Genomic DNA, 21208 nt, shown 5'->3' on the forward strand with positions numbered 1-21208 from the left:
CAAAGAGAAAGAAGGGAAGAAAGGAGGTGGGGATCAGGAGAGGGGGAAGGGCGAGGCGGTGCGGGGGGTCAGGTGAGGAGCACTACGTCCACTTCGGTGCCCTCGGGGATGGCGGTGGTGGCGGCGGGGACCTCGATGAGGCAGTTGGCGGCGGCGAAGGAGGCGAGGAGGTGGGAGGCGGGGCCGCCGACGGGGACGACCTGGACGCGGCCGGAGTCGAGGTGGGCCCTGCGGTACTGGACCTTGCCGCTCGGGGAGGTGAGGGGGGTGGTGACGCGGGCGCGGGTGCGGGGGCGGTCGGGGGTGGGGTGGCCCATGGCGGTGAGGAGGGCGGGGCGGAGGAACAGCTCGAAGGAGAGGGCGGCGGAGACGGGGTTGCCGGGGAAGGCGATGACGGGCAGGCCGTCGACGGTGCCGGAGCCCTGGGGGCCGCCGGGTTGGATGGCCACGCGGACGAAGCGGACGCCGTGGTCGGTGAGGGCGTCCTTGACGACCTCGTAGGCGCCCGCGCTCACGCCGCCGGAGGTGACCAGGACGTCGGCGTCGACGTCGGCGACGACCCGGCGGAAGGCGGGGACGTCGTCGGGGACCGCGCGCAGGACGGTGGCCAGGCCGCCCAGTTCGCGCACGGCGGCGGCGATGAGGACGCTGTTGGACTCGTAGATCTGGCCGAACTCCAGCGGGGTGCCCGGCTCCACCAGCTCCGAGCCCGTGGACAGCACCACCACCCTGGGGCGGCGGCGGACGGGCAGGTCGGCGGCGCCGACGGCGGCGGCCAAGCCGAGCTGGGGCGGGCCCAGGACGGTGCCCGCGCGCAGCACCACCGTTCCCGCGCGCACGTCCTCACCGACGCGGCGCAGGTGCTTGCCCGCGGGGACGGGCGCGGTGATGTGCACTGTCCCGGTGCCCGCGTCGGTCAGCTCGACCTGGACCACCGCGTCCGCGCCCGGGGGCAGGGGGGCGCCGGTCATGATGCGGTGGGCGGTCCCGGGCTCCAGGGGGCGCACGTCGGTGCGGCCTGCCGGGATGTCGTCGGCGACGGGCAGCGACACCGGGGCGGTGGCGACGTCCTCGGCGCGCACGGCGTAGCCGTCCATCGCGGAGTTGTCGAAGGGCGGCAGGGACACCGGGGCCACCACGTCCTCGGCCAGCACCAGCCCGCGGCAGTCCGCGAGCGGGGTCGGCACCACGGGCATCTCCGGCACCAGCCCGGCCACGACGGCGCGGTACTCGGCGGGGGTGTAGGTCGCGTCGGCCACGGCACCATCCTGTCCCAGCGGCGCGGCGGGCACCCCCCGGGAGGGGTCCGGTGCGCCTCTCCCACGCGCGGGCGCCCGCGCGTGGGAGACTGCGCGCGCCGTCCCAGGTCGCAGGAGGAGCCAACGCATGCAGGTCCGCACCCGGCACACGCCCGCGTTCGGCGTCGCGCGGCTGCTGCTCGCCCCCGGGGAGGCCGTGCAGGCCGAGGCGTCGGCGATGCTGGCGACCAGCTACGGGGTGCACATCGAGCCGCGCAGCCGCGGCGGTCGCGGCCGGTCGAAGCCCGCCGTGTTCACCGCGGGCACCGAGGGCGGGTGGGTCGACATCACCCCCGCGTTCCCCGGCGACGTGCACACCATCGACCTGGACGGCACCCAGGGGTGGTGCGTGTCGCGGGGCAGTTGGCTGGCGGTGACGGCGACGCTGCGGGCCGACGCGCAGTGGCCCGGGTTCCACGCGCTGTTCGGGGCCGAGCACGGGTTCCTGGAGCACGCCACCGGGTCCGGGACGCTGGTGCTGGCCTGCTGCGGGGCGCTGGACACGATCACCCTGTCGCCGGGGGAGTTCATCAGCGTCGACCCCGCGCACCTGCTGGGCTACAGCGACGACACCCAGGCGCGGCTGCGGGCGATCAGCCAGTCCGGGCCGCAGTCGGTGCGCACCGGGGAGGGGCTGATCCTGGACTTCGCCGGGCCCGGCACGGTGCTCACCCAGACCCGCACGCCGCGGGCGATGGCCGCGCTGCTGGGGCACTGAGCCGCGCCGCCGGGCGCCGGTGCGGGGCGCGGCGCGCTGGTTGGGACTACCGGCCACGCCGCGCGCGCCACGGGCGTTAGGCTGCGGTGCGTGTCGGAGGACCTCACCGGGCGTCGCCTTGGCCACTACCGCATCGACGGGGTGCTGGGCAAGGGCGGCATGTCCGTGATGTACCGGGCCACCGACGTCCGGCTCGGCAGGCGGGTGGCGCTCAAGGTCATCGCCGAGCACCTCACCGAGGACCCCGAGTTCCGCGAGCGGTTCGTCGACGAGGCCCGCAACACCTCCGCCATCGACCACGCCAACGTCGTGCCGCTCTACGACTTCGGCGAGGTCGACGGGCTGCTCTACATCGCGATGCGGCTGGTCGACGGCTCGGACATGGCCAGCCTCATCAAGGAGGGGCCGATGCGGCCCCAGCGCGCGCTCGGCCTGCTCAGCCAGGTCGCCGAGGCGCTGGACAACCTGCACGAGCGCGGCCTGGTGCACCTCGACGTCAAGCCGGCGAACGTGCTGGTGACGACCCGCGAGTCGGCCACCGAGCACATCTACCTGGCCGACTTCGGCCTCACCCGGCGCGGGGCCACCGGCCACCGCACCCGCGGCGGGGACTTCCTCGGCTCGCCCACCTACGCCGCGCCGGAGCACCTGCGCGGCGAGCCCGTCGACGGCCGCACCGACCAGTACTCGCTGGCCTGCGTGCTCTTCGCCTGCCTGGCGGGGCGCCCGCCGTTCCAGGGGCAGGTGCCCGAGGTGATCCAGGGCCACCTCAACCGGGAGCCACCGGCGCTGACCGAGCAGGTGCCGCAGCTGCCCCCGGCGATCGACGACGTCGTCCGGCGGGGCATGGCCAAGACCCCCGGCCAGCGCTACGCCACCTGCCGCGAGCTGGTGGCGGCCGCGCGCGTGGCCCTGTCCGGCGCGCCGCGCCAGCAGCAGCGCGGGCCGCAGGGCCCGGGCATGTCCCCGCTGGGCCCCCAGCAGACGGGCCCCCAGCAGATGGGTCCCCAGCAGACCGGGCCGCGGCCGCTGGGCCCCCAGCAGGGGGGTCCCCAGCGGACCGGACCCCAGCAGACCGGGCCGCAGCAGACCGGGCCGCAGCAGGCGGGGCACCCCGGCCAGCAGCGGTCCTACCAGCCGACCGGGCAGCGCCCGGTGCCGCAGCAGTCCGACCCGGTGCGGCTGCGCCCACCGGTGGCGCCGGTGGGCAGCGGCGCGTTCGGCAGCACCGGCAAGGCGGGCAACCGCTGGCTGGTGCCGGTGGTCGTCGGGGTCGTCGCGGTGGTGGCGATCGTGCTCGCGGTGGTGTTCCTCGGCGGGTCCGACCCCGGCGGCGGCGAGGAGCCCGAGCGCCCCGGCCCGACGATCCCGGTGGGCCCCCAGCCTTCCGGCGACCCGACCTCGGGGCCGTCGTCGTCCGGGTCGCGCAAGCCGCTGCCGCCCTCGATCACCATCATCCCCGCGCCCTGACCGGGTGGCGCTGGCGCGCCCCCCACCTGCGCTTCTTGCACTCGCCCCCGTCGAGTGCTAAACACGTGTTGGCACTCGGGGTCGCCGAGTGCCAACAGACTAGGTCGGGAGTGGTGAGGCCGGCTCAGCAGCCGGTCGTCCGTCGCGGGCACCGCCTGGCCGCAGGTGTTTGTCGATCAGTGGAGGACCACACCGCAATGGCCAAGTTGATCGCGTTCGACGAGGAAGCGCGCCGCGGTCTCGAGCGCGGACTGAACACCCTCGCCGACGCCGTGAAGGTGACGCTGGGCCCGCGCGGCCGCAACGTCGTGCTGGAGAAGAAGTGGGGCGCGCCCACCATCACCAACGATGGTGTGTCGATCGCCAAGGAGATCGAGCTCGAGGACCCGTGGGAGAAGATCGGGGCCGAGCTGGTCAAGGAGGTCGCCAAGAAGACCGACGACGTCGCCGGTGACGGCACCACCACCGCCACCGTGCTCGCCCAGGCGCTCGTGCGCGAGGGCCTGCGCAACGTCGCCGCCGGTGCCGACCCGCTGTCGCTCAAGCGGGGCATCGAGCAGGCCGTCGAGGCCGTGATCGAGCAGCTGCACAAGTCCGCCAAGGAGATCGACACCAAGGAGCAGATCGCCGCCACCGCGTCGATCTCCGCCGGTGACTCCTCCATCGGTGACCTCATCGCCGAGGCCATCGACAAGGTGGGCAAGGAAGGCGTCATCACCGTCGAGGAGAGCAACGCGCTCGGCATGGAGCTGGAGCTCACCGAGGGCATGCGCTTCGACAAGGGCTACCTGTCGGGCTACTTCGTCACCGACGCCGAGCGCCAGGAAGCGGTCCTGGAGGACCCCTACATCCTGCTCTACGGCTCCAAGATCTCCTCGGTCAAGGACCTGCTCCCGCTGCTGGAGAAGGTCATGCAGTCGGGCAAGCCGCTGCTGATCATCTCCGAGGACGTCGAGGGCGAGGCGCTGGCCACCCTGGTCGTCAACAAGATCCGCGGCACCTTCAAGTCCGTCGCGGTCAAGGCCCCGGGCTTCGGCGACCGCCGCAAGGCGATCCTGCAGGACATCGCGATCCTGACCGGTGGCCAGGTCATCTCCGAGGACGTGGGCCTCAAGCTCGACAACGCCGACATCACCCTGCTGGGCCAGGCCCGCAAGGTCGTCGTCACCAAGGACGAGACCACCGTGGTCGACGGCGCCGGTGACGCCGAGCAGATCGCCGGTCGCGTGTCGCAGATCCGCGCCGAGATCGAGAAGTCGGACTCCGACTACGACCGCGAGAAGCTCCAGGAGCGCCTGGCGAAGCTCTCCGGCGGCGTGGCGGTCATCAAGGCCGGTGCGGCGACCGAGGTCGAGCTCAAGGAGCGCAAGCACCGCATCGAGGACGCGGTGCGCAACGCCAAGGCCGCCGTGGAGGAGGGCATCGTCGCCGGTGGCGGCGTGGCCCTGCTGCAGGCCGCCGAGGCCGCGTTCGCGGGCCTCAAGCTCGAGGGCGACGAGGCCACCGGTGCCAACATCGTCAAGGTGGCCGTCGAGGCGCCGCTGAAGCAGATCGCGGTGAACGCGGGCCTTGAGGGCGGCGTCGTGGTGGAGAAGGTCAAGGGCCTGCCCCAGGGCCACGGCCTCAACGCCGCCACCGGCCAGTACGAGGACCTGCTCGCCGCGGGCGTGCCGGACCCGACCAAGGTGACCCGCTCGGCGCTGCAGAACGCCGCGTCGATCGCCGCGCTGTTCCTCACCACCGAGGCCGTCGTGGCCGACAAGCCGGAGAAGGCCGCGGCCGCCCCGGCGGGCGACCCGACCGGCGGCATGGACTTCTGATCCAGGCCTGAGCACGACCACCGGGGCCCCGGTCCGCACCAGCGGACCGGGGCCCCGGCGCGTGCGCGGGCGGTGGTGGCAGGCGGGCGCCGGGACGCGGTAGTGTCAGAACTTCCGCGAAAAAGAAAAAAGACGCCGGGAAATCGGCGTCGTGGAAGTGATGATAAGCCGGTGGAGGGCACTTGTCAACCGAGATCGACGTCGAGCAGGAGTACGTCTCGATGTTGTACGCGCGGCTCGACGGGCTGCGCGCGGACGCGGACCGGCGGTTGGCCCAGGCGCTCGCGGAGAAGAGCAGCAGCACCACCGCGATGACCGAGCGGGACGCCGAGACCGCCCACCACAGCGCCGCGCTGGCGCAGTACAGCTCCGTGGAGAACGGGCTGTGCTTCGGCCGCCTGGACTTCACCGACGCGGGCCCGCGCTACATCGGCCGCATCGGCCTCTACGACGAGCGCGGCGACTACGAACCGCTGCTGATGGACTGGCGCGCCCCGGCCGCGCGCCCGTTCTACCTGGCGACCGCGGCCAACCCGGAGGGCGTGCGCAGGCGCAGGCACATCCGCACCTCGCGCCGCCGGGTCACCGGGGTCGACGACGAGGTGCTGGACCTGGCCACCGGCAAGGACGTGCACGACGGCGTCACCGGGGAGGCGGCCCTGCTCTCGGCGCTCAACGCCACCCGCACCGGCCGGATGTCCGACATCGTCGAGACGATCCAGGCCGAGCAGGACGACATCATCCGCTCCGGGCTCACCGGCGTGCTGGTGGTCCAGGGCGGCCCCGGCACCGGCAAGACCGCGGTCGCGCTGCACCGCGCCGCCTACCTGCTCTACACCCACCGCGAGAAGCTGTCCCGGCGCGGCGTGCTGGTGATCGGCCCGAACCAGACGTTCCTCAAGTACATCGGGCAGGTGCTGCCGTCGCTGGGTGAGACGGGGGTGCTCCTGCAAACCGTGGGTGAGCTGTACCCGGGGGTGCGGGCCACGCGCGCGGAGCACCCGCGGGCCGCGCTGATCAAGGGGCGGCTGGACGTGATCGACGCCCTCAAGCGGGCGGTGCGCGACCGGCAGGTGGTGCCCGAGGAACCGGTGGTGCTGATCTTCGAGCGCGAGGAGCTGGTGCTCGACGGCCCGACCGTGCGGGCCGCCGCCGACCGCGCCCGGCGCTCGCGTAAGCCGCACAACGAGGCCCGGCCGATCTTCGCCGCCGAGGTCGTCGCCGCCCTGGCCCGCCAGGAGGCCGACCGGCTCGGCGCGGAGTTCCTGGAGGAGGGCGACCTGGCCGACATCCGCCGCGAGCTGGCCGACGACGACGACGTGCAGGAGGCCATCGAGCGGCTGTGGCCGCAGCTGACCCCGCGCCACCTGCTCGCCGACCTCTACACCAGCGCGGAGCGGCTGGCGGTCGCCTTCCCCGACCTCACCGACGACGAGCGCGCGCTGCTGCTGCGCGCCCCCGGCGACGGCTGGAGCCCGGCGGACGCGCCGCTGCTGGACGAGGCCGCCGAGCTGCTCGGCGTCGACGACCGGCTGGCCAGGGCCCGGCGCGCCGCCGAGGAGCGCGACGCCCGCGACTACGCCCAGGGCGTGCTCGACATCCTGCAGATGCAGGACGACGCCGACCCCGACATCCTCACCGCCTACGACCTCATCGACGCCCACCGCCTCGCCCAGCGCACCGAGGAGGAGGACCACCGCACGGCCGCCGAGCGCGCCGCCGCCGACCGCTCCTGGACCTTCGGGCACGTCATCGTGGACGAGGCCCAGGAGCTGTCGGCGATGGCGTGGCGGGTGCTCATGCGCCGCTGCCCGTCCCGTTCGCTGACCCTGGTCGGCGACGTCGCGCAGACCGGCGACCTCGCCGGGTCGACGCGGTGGGAGGACATCCTCGGCCCCTACGTCGAGGACCGGTGGCGGCTGACCGAGCTGACGGTCAACTACCGCACCCCCGCCGAGATCGCGGAGTTCGCCACCGAGGTGCTGGCCGAGCTGGGCACGTCCCTGGCGCCGCCCGCCCCCGTCCGCGAGACCGGGGTGCTGCCCTGGGCGCAGCGGACGACGTCGCTGGCCGAGACCGCGGCGCAGCTGGCCAAGGAGGAGGCGACCGCGCCGGGCACCGTGGCGGTGCTGGTGCCGGAGTCGCTGGTGGACGAGGTGGGCGCGGCGGTGAAGTCCGCCGTGCCGGACGCCGCCGTCGGCGAGCACCCCGAGCTGGAGAGCAAGGTGGCGGTGCTGACCGTGCGGGAGGCCAAGGGCCTGGAGTTCGACTCGGTGCTGCTGGTGGAACCGGCCGCGGTGGTCGCGGCGTCCCCGCGCGGGCTCAACGACCTGTACGTGGCGCTGACCCGCGCCACCCAGCGGCTCGGCGTCGTGCACGCCGAGGAGCTGCCCCCCGCGCTGCGGGCGATGGCCGCCCGGGCCTGACGCGCCCGGGCCGCCACCGGTCAGCGCAGGGAGATCGCGACCTCCTCCAGGTGGTTCATCGAGGTCTGCATGCCGTGCTCCATGCCGGAGTTGATGTGCATGTCGCGGTGCTCCTGGTTCTGGTGCTCCACCAGGACGGTCAGGGTCGTGCGGCCGTCCGCCTCGGTGAGGGTCAGGGTGTTCACCGCGAACCCCTCGGGGGCGCCCTCGTAGACCTCGGTGGACACGATCCGCTCGTCGGGCACCAGTTCGCGGTACTCGCCGTGGAAGGCCACCTCGAACCCGCCCTCGGCCACCATGGCGTAGCGCCAGGTGCCGCCGACGCGCAGGTCCACCTCGACCGAGGTCACCGTGCCCATGTCGCCCGCCCACCACCGGGCGATGAGCTCCGGCTCCGTCCACGCCCGGTACACCAGGTGCTTGGGCGCGTCGAACTCGCGCGTGATGAGGATCGTGGTGTCACCGGGGGTCGTCACCACGGCCGTGCCCTTGGTCGCCATCGCCATCTCCGTGCTCCTCCTGCTCGTTCTCGTCCTGCTCATGTCTGTACTGCTCGGGCCTGTCCTGCTCGGGCCTGTCCTGCTCGGGCCTGTCCTGCTCGCCGTCCGCCTGCGCGGCGCCCTGCTCCAGGGTGAGGTCGCGCAGCACGTCGTCGAGGGCGGAGAACCGCCGCTCCCACGTGCGCGCGTACTGCTTCACCCAGTCGTGGACCTCGCGCAGTGGGGCCCCGTTCAACCGGTACAGGCGCTGCCTGCCGACCTCCCGCACCTCGACCAGGCCGACCTCGCGCAGCACGCGCAGGTGCTTGGACACCAGCGGCTGCACGACGCCCATCGCCTCGACGAGGTCGGAGACCGAGCGCTCCCCGGCGGCCAGCAGGTCGACGATCTGCCTGCGCCGGGGCTCTGCCACCGCGGTGAACGCGTCCGCCGCGGCCGGTGCTCTCGCCATGCGGGGAACAATACATACCCATATGGGTATACGTCAACGGTCAGGGTTCACCCCGAGCCGGGAACCCGGGTCGTTCCCCGATGGCGGCGCGGCCGCGGCCCGGCAGGCTGGTGCCATGACGAACGACAGCGACAGCGACCTGAACGGCCACACCGCCACCACCACGCGCACGCTGCGCCGCAGCCGCACCGACAAGATGGTCGCGGGGGTGTGCGGCGGGCTCGCGAAGACCCTGGGCGTCGACGCGGCGCTGGTCAGGATCGGCCTCGTCGCCGCGACCCTGCTCGGGTTCGGCGCCGGTGCCCTCATCTACCTCGCCGCGTGGATCCTCATCCCCGAGGAGGACGCCCCGGCGTACTAGGTCGTGCGCCTGCCACAGGGGCGGACGAGCCTGCGGCACCTCCCCGGGGGCAGGCCCTAGCCTGTGGGCGTGGGCGGCGAGCAGCGGACAGGTGTGGCGCGGGCCGTCGTCTTCGCCGCCGCGGCGCTGCTGGCGGCGGCGGGAAGCGCCACCGCGTTCGCGGTTGCCCTGGCGGGTCCGCTGCTGAGCGGGAACCCGGGCGCGGCGCTCGCCGCCTTCGCCGGGATCCTGCTGGTGGCGCTGGCCCTGGGCGTGGTGCTGGCGGCGCGGGGCCGCACGAGCCGGGCCATCCTGCTGGCGGGCGGCGGCGCGGTCTTGCTCGGCGGCGCGCTCGCCGTGGTGGTGCTGGCGCTGCTGCTGCGCGGCTGACCGATCTGGCGCAACGCTGACACGGCGCAAATTCGCCGCGGTGCGGTGTATCCCCGGTCGGGGCCCCGGCTCTTAGTGGGTGTCCGGACGAGCCGACCACCCGGGGGAGGAAGCCATGTCGACCAGCACGAGCGCACCGGATCTCGCGGTGCGCGTCGCGCCCGGCAGGGCTGGGGGCCGGGTGGGCGGCGGGTCCGGGTCGGCCGCGGCGGTGCGGGGGAGCGCCGCCCGGTCGGCACGGGGGGAAGGGGTCCGGTCCGCGCCGGGGGGCGCGGCCGGACCGGCGCGGGCGACCGCGGCCGGGGGGTGGGTGCGGGGGCGCACCCTCACCCGGCTGTGGTCGCACGACGCGTCGACCGGGGTCTGGGTCTGGGTCGAGGGGACCGGGTGGACGCGGTTGTGCCCCGGGGAGGGGTTCGACCGCCTCGTCGTGGCCGCGGTGGGGGCCGCGCACGACGGGCGCCTGGTGGACTACCGCGTGGACGCGGTGGGCCGGATCGAACAGATCCTGGTGTGAGCGGGGGACACGGTGGCGGCGGAGCGGGCGCAGGGGGCCCGCTCCGCCACCGCGGACACGGGCGAGGAGCGGGCGATGGCAGTGGTGCGCTTGTCGTCGGCGAACGCCGACGGGCTGACCGGGGTGTGCCGGGGGGACACCGTGGAGCTGCGGCTGCCCGCCTGCCCCGCCGCCGAGCTGGGCTGGCGCTGGCTGCTGCCGGAGGCGCTGCGGCTGGTCGCCGACCGGCCGGGCACCGCGGGCGGGCGCACGCTGACCTTCGCCGTCACCGCCTCGGGCCTGCACGAGTTCCGGGTGGAGCTGGCGCGGCCGTGGGAGGGCGAGGCGGCGCAGGCGTTCACGTTCGTGCTGCACGCCCCCTAGGCCGGACGCCGGTCGACGACGGGTGCTTAGCCCGGACGGGTGATACCGGGCAGGTGCCCGCGCGCCCGGACCTCCTGGTTCGATGCACTTGTCGCCACCGGCGAGCACGACCCCGGACGACGAGGAGTGGGGTGGACGAGGTGATCAGCGCGGTCGGGACCGATCCACCGCCGTGGGAGGGGTTGCAGGGCGTCGACCGCCACGCGGCCTGCCTGCTGGCGGCCAGGGCAGGCGACAAGTCGGGCCTCGACGCCCTCGTGGCCGACCTGACCCCGCTGGTGTGGAACATCTCCCGCGGCGTCGGCCTGGACCGCTCGGCCGCGGAGGACGTGGTGCAGACGGTGTGGCTCACGCTGCTGCGCAACCTGGAGAAGGTCACCGAGCCCAAGGCCCTGGTGGGCTGGTTGGTGATCACCACCAAGCGCGAGGCGGTCCGCACCCGCCGCCGCGGCGCCGCGGAGGTCGAGCTGGCCCCCGAGGTCGCCGAGGGCGTCCAGAGCACCGAACCGCTCCCGGAGGCCGAGGCCCTGCGCGGCGAGCGCGACCACCGCCTGTGGCGCGCCTTCCACGCCCTGCCCCAGCGCTGCCAGGAGCTGCTGCGCCTCACCGTCCTGGACGGCCGCGCGGAGTACCGCCTGGTCGCGGAGGCCATGCAGATGCCCAGGGGCAGCATCGGCCCCACCCGCGGCCGCTGCATCCAGAACTTGCGCGACCTGTACGACGAGGGGGACGGTGGCAGATGAGGACCATGGACGACCACGAGATGGACCCCGCCGAGCGGGAGCACTGGCTGGCCGAGGTGGCCCACCTGGTCGACGACCTCGACCCGGTCCCCCCCGGCCTGGTCGAGCGCACCCAGTTCGCCCTCGCCATCGAGGACATCGACGCCGAGGTCGAGCTGGAGGCCGCCCGCTGGGCCGACTCCCGCCCCCTCGCGGGCGTGCGCGGCGGCGCCCCCGGCACCATCACCTTCTTCGTCGGCGACCTCACCGTCATGGTCAACGTCACCCGCACCGGCGAGAGGCAGCGCATCGACGGCTGGCTCGTCCCCGCGGGCGAACACGCCGTCGAGGTCCGCGTCGCCGACCACGACTCCGCCAAGACCACGGCCGACGAGGGCGGCCGCTTCGTCCTCACCGAAGTCCCCCGCGGCACCACCCAGATCCTCGTCCGCATGACCGGCGGCCAGAAGCCCCGCACCGTCGTCACCCCCACCGTCGTGCTCTAGCGGCACGCCGAGCAGTCCCCCTTTCCCCTCTCGCGCAACGGTTCCCACGTCGAGGCCAATCCCAAGGCCGCTTCGCGACAGCACCACCCCACACAGGAAAAACCCACAGGCGGCTTTCAGCCGCCCCCGAAGCCCCCTTTTGAGCAGCGCAACCACCCACCAAACCGCGCCCCCAAGCCGCTTTCGCAGCAGCGCAACCACCCCCACAACCGCACCCTCAAGCGGCTTTCAAAGCAGCGCAACCACCCGCCCAACCGCACCCGCCAACGGTGTGCCCGGGTGGGTGGACTTGCTTGTCCGGGGGTGACGATCATGTGCTACCCACACGGGACGGGCGGGCGTCTTTTCAGCCCGCCTTTTCCCGCCCGACAGCGCATGATCGTCATAGGGGCCCCGGTCAAGCAAGTCCACCCAGCCGGGCTCTTCTCTCAGATCAGGCGTTCTTTTCACGACCGGCCGCAGGCCGGTGCCCGGGGCTCCGCCCCGGAGGAAAGACCGCGACCTGAAGGGCGTGCTCGATGTGGTGGTCTCGTTTGGTCGGGGCCCCTACGGCGATCATGTGCTCGGGGTGGGGAAAAGGTGAGGCCTGCGGCCCCACCCCCCGCCGTGGGTAGCACATGATCGCCTCCCCCGACCAAACAAGACCACCCCATCGAGCAGTCCGAGTGGCGCGTGTTGCGTCAGCGGGGTGGTTGCGCTGCTGCACAAGCAGCGCTCGGGCGGCGGTGGGCAGGGGCGGCGGGCGCGAAGCGCGCGGGGGATGCGCGAAGCGCACTGTGGGGCGCGAAGCGCCAATAGTGTGCGGAGCGCGTAGGGGAATGCGCGAAGCGCTGAGTGGGCGCGAAGCGCCGAGGCCGCGCGAAGCGCGTAGTGGTGCGCGAAGCGCCAGGAAGTAGCGAAGCGCGTGGAGAGAGCGAAGCGGGGAAGAAGAGGCTAGAGGCGGGGTAGGGCGGTGGTGTGCAGCCAGTTGGTGAAGAGGGGGGCCAAGGACTTGCCCGCGTGGCGCTCGGCCAAGGCCACGAAGGCGTCGGTGGTGACGGTGGCGTGCTCGTGCTCTCGGGTCCACTCCCGGACCAATTGGAAGAAGCGGTCGGTGCCGAGCTCCTTGCGCAGGGCGTGGAGGGTGAGTGCTCCGCGCTGGTAGACGCGGTCGTCGAAGAGGTTGTCCTTGCCGGGGGCGGAGAGGATGAGGTCCTGGGGCTGGGTCGCCACGGAGCGCCAGGCGCGGTCGGCGAGGACGTCGGCCTTGGGGCCGTGGGCGAGGTCGGACCAGAGCCACTCGGCGTAGGTGGCGAAGCCCTCGTTGAGCCAGATGTGCTTCCACTCGGCGACGGTGAGGCTGTTGCCGAACCACTGGTGGGCGAGTTCGTGGGCGATGAGGTTCTCCGAGCCGCGGTGGCCGTCGACGTGGTTGGTGCCGAAGACGGACAGGGACTGGGCCTCGATGGGGGCGTCGAGGTCGGCGTCGGCGACGACGACGGCGTAGGTGGGGAAGGGGTAGGGGCCGAAGAGGGTGGTGAAGGCGGCGATCATCTCGCCCTGCCTGGCGAAGTCGTGGCGGGCGGCGGCGGCGACGCGGGGTGGGACGGCGAAGCGCTGGGGGACGGGGGTGTCGGCGGTGAAGGTGCCGTACCGTCCTATTTGGAGGCTCAGCAGGTACGTGGGCGTGGGGGCGGGCAGCACGTACTCCCACGTGGTCGTGGAGGCGGCGCTGCGGCGGGAGGTCAGGGCGCCGGTGACCTCCACGTGGTAGGCCGACCCGGTGGTGACGACGACGCGGTAGGCGGCCTTGTCCGACGGGTGGTCGTTGCACGGGAACCAGGTGGGGGCGCCGAGGGGCTGGCTGGCGACGATGACGCCGTCGTCGAGGTGGTCCCAGCCGAGGTCGCCCCACTGGGGGGTGGGGATGGGCCCGGGGGAGCCGCCGTAGCGGACGTCGACCTCGAACACCCCGCCCGCCGGGAGGGGGCGGGCGGGGGTGATGACCAGCTTGCCGGCGCGCTGGGCGTGCTTGGCCTGCTTGCCCGCGACCGCGACCCGGGTGGCGCGCAGGCCGTGCAGGTCCAGGGTGAAGCGGGACAGCGCGTGGGTGGCCACCGCGGTGATCCTGGCCCGGGCCGCGAGGCGGCCCGGGCCGACCTTGTAGTCCAGCTCCAGGTCGTAGAACCGCACCCGGTAGCCGCCGTTGCCGTGGGCGGGCAGGTAGCTGTCGCCCGAGGTGGGGGCCCCGTGGTCACCTGCGGTCATGGGGCCATCTAATCAGCGGCCCGCGGGCCACGCCGAGATCGGGTTGCCCAGCCAGCGGGTGCCGGGCGGCACCGACTCGCCGCGCATCACCAGCGACGCCGGGCCGACCGTGGTGCTGTCGCCCACGGTGGCGCCGGGCAGGGCGATGCCGTGCGGGCCCAGGGTGGCGCCCGCGCCCACGGTGACCGGGGCCATGCTCATGATCCGGTCGTGGAACAGGTGGGTCTGGACCACCACGCCGCGGTTGACCGTGGCCCCGTCGCCGAGGGTGACCAGGTCCATCTCCGGCAGCCAGTAGGTCTCCACCCACGCGCCGCGGCCGACCCGGGCGCCGAGGGCGCGCAGCCACGCCGACAGCAGCGGGGTGCCCGTGGTGGCCGGGACGAACCACGGCACCGCCAGCACCTCCACGAACGTGTCCGCCAGCTCGTTGCGCCACACGAACGAGCTCCACAGCGGGTGCTCCACCGCGCGGAAGCGGCCCACCAGCAGCCACTTCGCCAGCATGGCCACCTCGCACGCCGCGATGCCCGCGCCGAGCAGCAGCAACCCGCCGAGCAGCAGGCCCAGCCACCAGCCCAGCCACAGGAACCCGGCGGCGACGAGCACGCCGAGCGCGGCGGTCGCCATCACCGGCAGCACCCGGCACACCTCGACCAGCGCGCGGGCCAGCACCAGCCGCCGCGGCGGGTCGAAGGTGGTGCTCTCGTCGCCGCCCGCGACCGTGCGGGGCAGCCGCATCGGGGGCATGCCCAGGTAGGACGAGCCCGCCTTGGCCTTCTTCGGCGTCGAGGACAGCACCCCGACCAGGCCCCGCTTGGGCACCGCGCGACCGGGGGCGGTCATCCCGGAGTTGCCCAGGAACGCCCGCTTGCCGATCTTGGCCTGCTCGATGCGCAGCCAGCCGCCGCCCAGCTCGTAGGAGGCGACCATGGTGTCGTCGGCCAGGAACGCGCCGTCGCCGACGGTGGTCATGCTCGGCAGCGCCAGCACGGTGGAGGCCTCCACCCGGCGGCCGACCTTCATGCCCAGCGCGCGCAGCCACACCGGGGTGGCCAGCGAGGCGTAGAGCGGGAACAGCCCGACCCTGGCCAGGCCCATGACCCGCTCGGTGGCCCAGGCCTGCCAGGCGACCCGGCTGTGCACCGGGTGCAGGCCCGCGCGCAGGCCGATCGACAGCAGCCGCACCGAGACCAGCACCAGCAGCGCGTAGGCCACCAACCAGGTCGCGGTGGCGGCCGGCACGCCTGCCAGGGCCCAGCCGAGGGCGGCGGGCAGTGAGGCGGCGCCGGAGACGAACGCGCCCAGCACCAGCAGCGCGGGCACGGCGGCGAGCACCGGGAACAGGCTCAGCGCGAGCGAGGCCACCGCGTAGGCCAGCACCCAGCGGCGCCTGCGCGGTGGGCGGGCCGGGCGCTGGTGGGCCTTGCCGTCGCGGCTGGCGGGCGAGCCCGACCAGCGCTCCCCGGCCGGGACCGCGCCGAGCACGCCGGAGCCGGGGGCCACCTCGGCGCGCTTGCCGACCCGGGCGCCCGGGAACAGGGTGCTGCGCGAGCCCACGGTGGCGCCCGCGCCGACGCGGATGCGGCCGATGCGCAGCACGTCGCCGTCGAGCCAGTGCCCGGACAGGTCCACCTCGGGCTCCACGGCCGCGCCCCGGCCCAGCTTGAGCATGCCGGTGACCGGGGGCAGCGAGTGCAGGTCGACGTCGGCGCCGATCCTGGCGCCGAGCGCGCGGGCGTAGTGGGTCATCCAGGGCGCGCCCGCGAGCGTGGTGGCGCCGGTGAGGTCGACGATCCGCTCCGCGGCCCACAGCCGCAGGTGGACGCTGCCGCCGCGCGGGTAGTCGCCGGGGGTGACCCCGCGCAGCAGCAGCCGGGCGCCGCCCGCGGCGATGGCCATCCGGCCCCAGGGGCTCAGGACCAGCAGCCAGCCGGTGCCCACCGCCCACCACGGGGTCGTCGGCGCCCAGGCGAGGGTGCCGGTGGCGGCGGCGAGGTTGGCCAGGGCGGCCAGCACCACCACCCAGCGGGCGCCGACGATGGTCAGCAGCGGGACGGTCGCCAGCACCTGCACGACCTGCGCCCGGCGCGGGGTGGGGGTGATGGCGCGCTCGGACTGCACGCCCGCGGCGGCGGCGTCGACCAGCTCGGCCAGCGCGCCCAGGGTGGGGTGCTGGTAGAGGTCGGCGACGGCGATGCCGGGGGCCTGCTCGCGGATGCGGGAGACGAGTTGCGCTGCGGTGAGGCTGCCGCCGCCGTGGTGGAAGAAGTTCGCGTCGGGGCTGCCCGGGGCGACGCCGAGCACGTCGCGCCAGAGCCCGGCGAGCCACTGCTCGGTGCCTGAGAGCGCGTCGGTGTCAGCTTCGGCGGTGTCGAGGTCCAGCGGCCAGGGCAGCGCGGCCCGGTCGACCTTGCCGGAGGTGCGGGTGGGCAGGGTGTCGACCTCGGCCAGCAGCGGCACCAGGGCGGCGGGCAGCTGCCTGCGCAGCGCCTCGACCGCGGCGGCGGCGTCGTAGCCGTCCTGGGTGACGACGTAGCCGACGAGCAGCTGGTTGCCCGCGGCGGTGGCGCGCACGGCCGCGGCGGCGCCCGCCACGCCCGGCAGCGCCTGCAGCGCGGCGTCGACCTCGCCCAGCTCGATCCGGCGCCCGCCCAGCTTGACCTGCTCGTCGGCGCGGCCGAGGAACAGCAGCCCGGCCGCCTCGGCGGTCACCAGGTCGCCGCTGCGGTAGGCGCGCTCCCAGCCCAGGGCGGGCAGCGGGGCGTACTTCTCGGCGTCCTTGGCCGGGTCGAGGTAGCGGGCCAGGCCCGCGCCGCCGATGACCAGCTGCCCGGAGCCGCCCAGCGGCACCGGCTGGTCGTCCTCGTCGACCACGGCCAGCTCCCAGCCGTCCAGCGGCAGCCCGATGCGCACCGGGCCCTCGCCGGTCAACCTGGCGGCGGTGGCCACCACGGTGGCCTCGGTGGGGCCGTAGGTGTTCCACACCTCGCGGCCCTCGACGGCCAGCCGGGCGGCCAGCTCGGGCGGGCACGCCTCGCCGCCGAAGATCAGCAGCCGGACCTCGGCGAGCGCCTCGGCGGGCCACAGCGCGGCCAGCGTCGGCACCGTGGACACCACGGTGATCTCCCGCTCGACCAGCCACGGGCCCAGGTCGACGCCGGTGCGCACCAGCGCCCGCGGCGCGGGCACCAGGCAGGCGCCGTTGCGCCAGGCCAGCCACATCTCCTCGCAGGAGGCGTCGAAGGCCACCGACAGCCCGGCGAGCACCCGGTCCTCGGGGCCGATCGGCTCGTCGGCCAGGAACAGCCCGGCCTCGGCGTCGACGAAGGCGGCGGCGCTGCGGTGGCTGACCGCCACGCCCTTGGGCTTGCCGGTGGAGCCGGAGGTGAAGATGACCCATGCGTCGTGGTCAGGGGTCGGGTTGCCGGGGGTGCTGCCGCTGTCGAGCAGGGTCGTGATGGCCAGACCCGCGCCGAGGGTGGCGGTGACGGCGGCCTCGCCGAAGACCAGCTCGGCGCGCTCGTCGGGGTCGTCGAAGTCGACCGGGACGTAGGCCGCCCCCGCGGCCAGGGTGCCCAGGATGGCGACGTAGAGGTCGGTGGTGCCCGAGGGCACGCGGACGCCCACCCGGTCGCCCAGGCCCACGCCCGCGGCGCCGAGCGCCTGGGCGGTCCTGGCGACCTCGGCCAGCAGCGCGCGGTAGGTCAGCGCGGTGGTGCCGTCGTCGAGCGCGGGGGCGTCCGGGTGGCGCGCCGCGGTGGCGGCCAGCACGTCGAGCAGGGTGCGCGGGGCGGCCTCGGGCCCGGAGCGGAACACCGCGAGGCCGCGCGCGGCGGCCGCGGCCAGCGGGTCGTCGGCCTGGAGCAGGGACGGCGTGTGCTCGATCACCGTCATCGCTGCGTTCGCATTTCTCACCTTTTCGGTGCGGGGGCAGAGCCTGACCAGCGCACATTACCGGTCGTCACCGCGGCGAGGGCGCCGTGACCGGGGTGTTCGTGGCATGTTTCACACAGATGAGTTACGCGTAACGCTCGGCGCGGCAACGCGATCGCACGTATCGGATTCCGATAGCAGTGCGGATGCCCTTGTGCGGCAGCGCGTCCAGCAGGTATCGGAGTCCGATATCGTGGGCTGATATCTTGGACCGATGGACGTGGTGAAGGACTTCCGCAACGGTGCGCTGCGGCTGCGCGTGCTGCACCTGGCGACCTCGGGGGAGCCGCACGGCGCGGTGTTCACCGAGCACCTGGCCTCGGCGGGGCACAAGGTCTCGCCCGGCACGCTGTACCCGCTGCTGCACCGCCTGCAGGAGGCAGGCCTGCTGAAGTCCCGGTCCGAGGTGGTCGAGGGCAAGCGCGTCGTGCGCTACCGGACCACCAAGCGCGGCCGCAAGTCGCTGGCCGACTGCCGCGCGGTGCTCACCGAGCTGGCCGACGACGTCGCGGACTAGGGCAGGCGAGGGCGGGCGGGTCGGCGCGGCTCCAGCGCTGGCCCTGGTCCGCTCCGGCTGCTTGGCTGGTGCGGTGCGCGACGTCCTCGACGAGCTGACCCGCCTGCGGGCGGCGGGCGAACCGGTGGCCATGGCGACGGTCGTGGCCACCTTCGCCTCCGCCCCCCGACCGCCCGGCGCGGCCATGCTGGTCACCGCTGACGGCGCGGTCGTCGGCAGCGTCTCCGGCGGCTGCGTGGAGGGCGACGTGCACGCGGTGGCACTGGATGTCCTGGCCACCGGGGTGCCGGTGCTTCGCCGCTACGGGGTGAGCGACGACGACGCCCTCTCGGTGGGCCTGACCTGCGGCGGGATCATCGACGTGTTCGTCGAGCGGGTGGACGGCGACTGGGCGCCGGTGGCGGGGCTGGTGGCGGCGGAGGAGCCGGTGGCCGCGGCGGTGGTCGTCGAGCACCCGACCCTGCTGGGCGAGCGCCTGGTGATCACCCCCGGCGGGCACACCGGCGGCACCGGCAGCGCCCGCGTCGACGCGGCGGTGGTCGACGACGCCCGGGGCCTGCTGGCGGCGGGCCGCGACGCCACCCTGCACTACGGCCCGGATGGCGAGCGGCGGGGCGAGGGGCTGTCGGTGTTCGTGCGGTCGTTCGAGCCGCCCGCGCGGATGCTGGTCTTCGGCGCGATCGACTTCGCCGCCGCGATGGCCAGGATGGGCGCCTACCTGGGCTACCGGGTGACCGTCTGCGACGCCCGGCCGGTGTTCGCCACGACCACCCGCTTCCCCGAGGCGCACGAGGTCGTCGTGGACTGGCCGCACCGCTACCTGGCCGCCGAGCTGGCGGCGGGGCGGGTGGACGGGCGCACGGTGGTGACCGTGCTGACCCACGACCCCAAGTTCGACGTCCCCCTGCTGGAGGTGGCGTTGCGCGGCGGGCTGGGGTTCGTCGGGGCGATGGGGTCGCGCCGCACCCACGACGACCGCATCGCCCGGCTGCGCGCGGCCGGGCTCACCGACCGCGAGCTGGCCGGGCTGTCCTCCCCGATCGGGCTCGACCTGGGCGCCAGGACCCCGGAGGAGACGGCGGTGTCGATCGCCGCGGAGGTCATCGCCCGCCGGTGGGGCCGCGACGGCGCCAGGCTCAGCGACGGCGCGGGCCGCATCCACTGATCGTCAGCCACTGATCGTCAGCCACTGATCGTCAGCGCTGCTGGGCCAGCGAGCTCACGCGCAGGTAGCGGGCCAACCACGCGGCGGTGGTCTCGGCGTCGGCCTCGACCAGGGTGTCCGGCACGGGCGCGCGGCGCGGCACGGCCATCGTGCCGCCCTCGACCACCAGCGGCGACGAGGTGTTGTCCGCGGTCAGCAGCGACGTCGTGGCCAGCCCGCAGGCGTGCTCCAGCGACGGCAGCGCGCCCGCCAGCGCCAGCCCGGCGGCGAGCCCCACGCTGCTCTCCACCGCCGACGACACCACGCACGGCAGCCCGCACGCCTCGGCCACGGCGAGCGCCCGGCGCACCCCGCCCAGCGGCGCCACCTTGAGCACGGCGATGTCCGCCGCCCCCGCGACCGCGACCTTCATCGGGTCCTCGGCCCGCCGGATCGACTCGTCGGCCGCGATCGGCACCGACACCCGGCGGCGCACCGCGGCGAGGTCCTCGACCGCGGGGCACGGCTGCTCGACGTACTCCAGGCCGCCCGCGGCCTTCTCCAGCGCCTGGATGGCGGGCACCGCCGCGTCCACGTCCCAGGCGGCGTTGGCGTCCACGCGGATCAGCCCGCCCGGCCCCAGCGCCTCGCGCACCGCCGCGACCCGGTCGGCGTCCTCCGCGAGCGTCGACCCCGGGTCCGCGACCTTCACCTTCGCCGTGGTGCAGCCCGAGGCCGCGACGATCTCCAGCGCCCGCTGCGGGGGGACCACCGGCACCGTGCAGTTCACCGGCACCCGGTCGCGCACCGGCTCGGGCCAGCCCACCTGGGCGGCCTCCAGCGCGCTGAGCAGCCAGGGCACCGACTCGGCGTCGTCGTAGTCGAGGAAGGGGCAGAACTCACCCCACCCCGCGGGCCCGTCGAGGAGCAGCCCCTCGCGGGTGGTGATGCCGCGGAAGCGCGTTCGCATGGGGATGGCGTAGACCTGCACCCCCGTCATCCTGCCCGTCCCCGGGGCGCGCGGCTCAGTACGCTGCGGGCATGCGGTTGATCGAGGACTGGCCGGTGGAGAACGCCGCGGCGGCGGTGGTGCGCGGCGGGGACGTGGTGGACAGCTCCGGCGACCAGGAGCGCGGCTACCGGCTGGCCTCGGTGACCAAGCTGCTGTCCGCCTACGCCGTGCTCGTCGCGGTGGAGGAGGGCGCGGTCGAGTGGGACCAGCCCGCGGGCCCGGAGGGGGCCACCGTCCGCCACCTCATCGCGCACACCGCGGGCTACGCGTTCGACTCCACCGACGTGCAGGCCGCCCCCGGCACGCGGCGCATCTACTCCAACGCGGGGTTCCAGGTGCTCGCGGACACCGTGGCGGAGTCCTCCGGCATCGGCTTCGCGGACTACCTGGCCGAGGGCGTGCTGAAGCCGCTAGGCATGGCGTCGACGGCGCTGGAGGGGCACGCCGGGGCCGGGGCCGTCTCGACGTGCGGTGACCTCGCGGTGTTCGCGGGGGAGTTGCAGAACCCCACGCTGGTGAGCCGCGAGCTGTTCGCGGAGGCCACCTCGGTGGTGTTCCCCGGGCTCAACGGCGTGCTGCCCGGCTACGGCATGCAGAAGCCGAACGACTGGGGCCTGGGGTTCGAGCTGCGCGACGGCAAGTCGCCGCACTGGACGGGCACGGCCAACTCCGCCCGCACCTTCGGCCACTTCGGGCAGTCCGGGACCTTCCTGTGGGTCGACCCGGAGGCCGGGCTGGCCTGCGTGGCGCTGACCGACCGGCAGTTCGGGCCGTGGGCGGTCGAGGCCTGGCCGCCGTTCAGCGACCAGGTCCTCGCCGACCACCGCTGAG

19 protein-coding genes are annotated in these 21208 nt (G+C 74.4%); 13 read left to right on the top strand and 6 right to left on the bottom strand.

Translation table 11 applies throughout. From position 1 onward, the window contains the following. Positions 1-68 precede the first annotated feature (68 nt). Positions 69-1259: a molybdopterin molybdotransferase MoeA gene (gene moeA, locus BJP25_RS28135; RefSeq protein WP_269844586.1), complete on the bottom strand. Its 1191-nt coding sequence runs from the start codon at positions 1257-1259 to the stop codon at positions 69-71. Positions 1260-1386: 127 nt separating this feature from the next. Between moeA and BJP25_RS28140 the strand changes: the two genes are divergently transcribed. From BJP25_RS28140 to BJP25_RS28155, 4 genes are all read left to right on the top strand, one after another. Then, positions 1387-2016 (top strand): AIM24 family protein, encoded by a 630-nt coding sequence (locus BJP25_RS28140; protein WP_075978042.1) that lies wholly within the window; start codon positions 1387-1389, stop codon positions 2014-2016. A gap of 90 nt (positions 2017-2106) precedes the next feature. After that, a complete protein-coding gene (locus tag BJP25_RS28145) occupies positions 2107-3486 on the top strand; it encodes a serine/threonine-protein kinase (RefSeq protein ID WP_075978043.1) in 1380 nt (459 codons plus the stop codon). A 197-nt stretch (positions 3487-3683) separates the two neighbouring features. Beyond that, complete coding sequence (groL, locus tag BJP25_RS28150) at positions 3684-5306, top strand: chaperonin GroEL (RefSeq protein ID WP_075978044.1); 1623 nt, start codon at positions 3684-3686, stop codon at positions 5304-5306. Between the two features lie 221 nt (positions 5307-5527). Further along, the gene (locus BJP25_RS28155) at positions 5528-7732 is read left to right on the top strand and encodes a HelD family protein (protein ID WP_084794755.1); all 2205 of its coding nucleotides are present in this window, start codon (positions 5528-5530) and stop codon (positions 7730-7732) included. A 20-nt stretch (positions 7733-7752) separates the two neighbouring features. Here the strand turns inward: BJP25_RS28155 and BJP25_RS28160 are convergent, their stop codons facing one another. After that, a complete protein-coding gene (locus BJP25_RS28160) occupies positions 7753-8238 on the bottom strand; it encodes an SRPBCC family protein (RefSeq protein WP_075978046.1) in 486 nt (161 codons plus the stop codon). Then, positions 8192-8683, bottom strand: a complete 492-nt coding sequence (locus BJP25_RS28165; protein ID WP_075978047.1) for an ArsR/SmtB family transcription factor — start codon at positions 8681-8683, stop codon at positions 8192-8194. The genes BJP25_RS28160 and BJP25_RS28165 overlap by 47 nt, the downstream gene beginning before the upstream one ends. A 115-nt stretch (positions 8684-8798) precedes the next feature. On the opposite strand from BJP25_RS28165, the gene BJP25_RS28170 reads away from it, so the two are divergent. From BJP25_RS28170 to BJP25_RS28195, 6 genes are all read left to right on the top strand, one after another. Further along, a complete protein-coding gene (locus tag BJP25_RS28170) occupies positions 8799-9044 on the top strand; it encodes a PspC domain-containing protein (protein ID WP_075978048.1) in 246 nt (81 codons plus the stop codon). 69 nt (positions 9045-9113) lie between these two features. Beyond that, a complete protein-coding gene (locus BJP25_RS28175) occupies positions 9114-9413 on the top strand; it encodes a hypothetical protein (RefSeq protein ID WP_143219358.1) in 300 nt (99 codons plus the stop codon). A gap of 310 nt (positions 9414-9723) precedes the next feature. Beyond that, entirely contained in the window at positions 9724-9930 is a 207-nt protein-coding gene (locus BJP25_RS33810; RefSeq protein ID WP_143219359.1) for a hypothetical protein, read from the top strand. 75 nt (positions 9931-10005) lie between these two features. After that, positions 10006-10293 (top strand): protease inhibitor I42 family protein, encoded by a 288-nt coding sequence (locus tag BJP25_RS28185; RefSeq protein WP_075978481.1) that lies wholly within the window; start codon positions 10006-10008, stop codon positions 10291-10293. Between the two features lie 140 nt (positions 10294-10433). Then, positions 10434-11036 carry an RNA polymerase sigma factor gene (locus BJP25_RS28190; RefSeq protein WP_408607235.1) on the top strand — a complete coding sequence of 201 codons (603 nt, stop codon included), beginning with the start codon at positions 10434-10436 and terminating at the stop codon, positions 11034-11036. A 5-nt stretch (positions 11037-11041) separates the two neighbouring features. Beyond that, positions 11042-11521, top strand: a complete 480-nt coding sequence (locus tag BJP25_RS28195; protein ID WP_075978052.1) for a hypothetical protein — start codon at positions 11042-11044, stop codon at positions 11519-11521. A gap of 933 nt (positions 11522-12454) precedes the next feature. Here the strand turns inward: BJP25_RS28195 and BJP25_RS28200 are convergent. After that, a complete protein-coding gene (locus tag BJP25_RS28200) occupies positions 12455-13768 on the bottom strand; it encodes a M1 family metallopeptidase (protein ID WP_075978053.1) in 1314 nt (437 codons plus the stop codon). 12 nt (positions 13769-13780) lie between these two features. Beyond that, a complete protein-coding gene (locus tag BJP25_RS28205; protein WP_075978054.1) occupies positions 13781-17665 on the bottom strand; it encodes a Pls/PosA family non-ribosomal peptide synthetase in 3885 nt (1294 codons plus the stop codon). 253 nt (positions 17666-17918) lie between these two features. Here BJP25_RS28205 and BJP25_RS28210 point away from each other — a divergent pair, with 253 nt between their 5' ends. Together BJP25_RS28210 and BJP25_RS28215 are read left to right on the top strand one after the other, a co-directional pair. Further along, positions 17919-18221, top strand: a complete 303-nt coding sequence (locus BJP25_RS28210; protein WP_084794638.1) for a PadR family transcriptional regulator — start codon at positions 17919-17921, stop codon at positions 18219-18221. Between the two features lie 73 nt (positions 18222-18294). Further along, a complete protein-coding gene (locus BJP25_RS28215; RefSeq protein ID WP_075978055.1) occupies positions 18295-19386 on the top strand; it encodes an XdhC family protein in 1092 nt (363 codons plus the stop codon). 31 nt (positions 19387-19417) lie between these two features. Here the strand turns inward: BJP25_RS28215 and BJP25_RS28220 are convergent, their stop codons facing one another. Beyond that, a complete protein-coding gene (locus tag BJP25_RS28220; protein WP_075978483.1) occupies positions 19418-20356 on the bottom strand; it encodes an o-succinylbenzoate synthase in 939 nt (312 codons plus the stop codon). A 50-nt stretch (positions 20357-20406) separates the two neighbouring features. On the opposite strand from BJP25_RS28220, the gene BJP25_RS28225 reads away from it, so the two are divergent. Next, on the top strand, positions 20407-21207 hold the full coding sequence (locus BJP25_RS28225) for a serine hydrolase domain-containing protein (protein WP_075978056.1): 801 nt from the start codon (positions 20407-20409) through the stop codon (positions 21205-21207). The last annotated feature ends 1 nt before the right edge of the window (position 21208 follow it).

Source organism: Actinokineospora bangkokensis, from assembly GCF_001940455.1.
Lineage (GTDB): Bacteria > Actinomycetota > Actinomycetes > Mycobacteriales > Pseudonocardiaceae > Actinokineospora > Actinokineospora bangkokensis.